Origin of the sequence: Acidisphaera rubrifaciens HS-AP3 (assembly GCF_000964365.1) — a bacterium.
In the GTDB taxonomy this organism is placed as follows: domain Bacteria; phylum Pseudomonadota; class Alphaproteobacteria; order Acetobacterales; family Acetobacteraceae; genus Acidisphaera; species Acidisphaera rubrifaciens.
On the sequence record NZ_BANB01000373.1, the window covers coordinates 1 to 2,043 of the forward strand.

A 2,043-nucleotide genomic window follows, 5' to 3' on the forward strand; every position below is an offset into this window, starting at 1 on the left:
GGCGGCTGGCCGATGCGGGCGTCGCGGTGACGGTGCTGCCGGCGACCGACCTGTTCCTCAGCGGGCGCAGCCACGGCCATGCCGTCCCGCGCGGCGTGCTGCCGCTCGCGCGGCTGCGGGCGGCGGGCGTGACGTGCAGCGTCTCGACCAACAACGTGCTCAACCCGTTCACGCCGTACGGCGACGCGAACCTGCTGCGCATGGCCAATCTCTATGCCAATGTCTGCCATGTCGGGCGGCCGGAGGAGATGGCCGACTGCCTCGCCATGGTCACCGACGCGGCCGCGCGGCTGCTGCGCGCCGACGGCTATGGCGTGCGGGAAGGGGCGGCCGCCGACCTCGTGCTGTTCGACGCCCCGGACGAGGCCGCGGCGGTTGCCGAACTCGCCCCTCCGCTGTGGGGCATGAAGGCCGGGCGGATGACGTTCACCCGCCAGCCGGTGACCTTGCACCGACCGCCACAGGAGTGACGCCGATGCCCATGCTGGACGTGCCCGTCATCGACATCGCGCCGTTCCGCGACGGACGCGACCCGGACGGCGTCGCGCGCGCCGTCGATCGCGCCTGCCGCGAGATCGGCTTCCTCGTCATCGGCGGCCACGGCATCGACCCGGCGCTGGTCGATGCCACCCGCGCGACTGCGCGCGACTTCTTCGACCTACCGCTGGCCGAAAAGCGCCGCGTCGCGCGCCCCGCGCCCAATGTCGCGCGCGGCTATATCGGCATGGAGGAAGAGAGCGTCGGCCGCTCGCGCGATCCGTCCGCGACGGCGGGCGACCTCAATGAAAGCCTGATGATCGGCCCGGTCGATGCGCCCGATGCCGCCTATGCCGCGGCGGGCGGCGCGCATTTCGCGGCGAACCTGTGGCCCGCGCGGCCGGCGGCGCTGCGCGACGTATGGTCGGACTACTACCGCGCGATGGGCGGGCTCGCGGCGGTGCTGATGCGCATCTTCGCCCGTGCCCTCGATCTGGACGAGCGGCATTTCGATCCGCTGATCGACCGCCACATCAGCCGGCTGCGGGTGCGCAACTACCCGGCGCCGGCGACCCCGCCGCTGCCCGGGCAGATACGCGCGGGCGCGCACAGCGACTACGGCAGCCTGACGATCCTGTGCACCGAGGACCGGCCCGGCGGCCTGCAGGTCTGCAACGCCGAGGGGGCGTGGCGCGACGTGCCGATCGTGCCGGACACGTTCATCGTCAACATCGGCGACCTGATGGCGCGCTGGACCAACGATACCTGGGTCAGCACCCTGCACCGCGTCGTCAACCCGCCGGCCGCGGCGGGGGCGGCGAGCCGGCGGCTCAGCCTCGTGTTCTTCCACAACCCGAACTACGACGCGCCGATCGAAAGCCTCGTGCCGGGGCCGGCGAAATACCCGCCCACCACCTCGGGCGCCCATCTCGCGCGGCTGTTCAGCACGACGCAGAATCCCGCCGCCGCCTGATCGCGCCCTATTCGAAGATGTCGAGCGGCAGGAAGGCCGAGACGATCAGGTTCGGCACGTCCACTACCTGACTGACCTTCAGGTCGACTGCCACGCTGGTCAGGCAGTACGCCTGCTCGCGCGATAGGCCGCGCGTGTCCACGATGTAGTCGATCATGTTCAGCAGCGCGTTCTGCGCCGCCATCGTCAGGTTCTCGCTCTCGTTGCGCTCGCCGTTGCGGCTGACCGGGATGCCGGTCGTCGCATAGAAACGCCGCGGCGCGGCCATCTCCGGCTTGGTGAAATAGCCGGGATGCTCGAATGACGGATCGGTCTGGCCGCGTCGCTGCGCCTCGCCCTTCAGCACGTCGAAGCGGGCGGTGAACAGCGCGCTCGTCTCGACCGCCGTGCCGCAGGACTCGCCGTCGCCCTGCGCGAAATGCGCGTCGCCGACGGAGAACAGGCCGCCCGGCTGATAGACCGGCAGATACAGCGTGGCGCCGGCGGTCAGCTGCTTGATGTCCACGTTGCCACCCGTCTCGTGCGGCGCGATCGTGCGTATGGCGGTCGCGGCGATCGCGGGATCGTCGGGCACGGCCGCCGCCGCATCGGGC

General features: G+C 71.3%; 3 protein-coding genes. 2 read left to right on the forward strand and 1 reads right to left on the reverse strand.

Features of this window, described 5'->3' with window-relative positions; genetic code table 11:
- The coding region (locus B8460_RS11315) for an amidohydrolase family protein (protein ID WP_048861704.1) at positions 1-470 on the forward strand (470 nt) is incomplete at its 5' end.
- A gap of 5 nt (positions 471-475) precedes the next feature.
- Entirely contained in the window at positions 476-1,450 is a 975-nt protein-coding gene (locus B8460_RS11320; RefSeq protein WP_048861706.1) for an isopenicillin N synthase family dioxygenase, read from the forward strand.
- 7 nt (positions 1,451-1,457) lie between these two features.
- Here the strand turns inward: B8460_RS11320 and B8460_RS11325 are convergent.
- On the reverse strand, positions 1,458-2,043 hold a 586-nt coding region (locus B8460_RS11325), incomplete at its 5' end, for an acetamidase/formamidase family protein (RefSeq protein WP_048861705.1).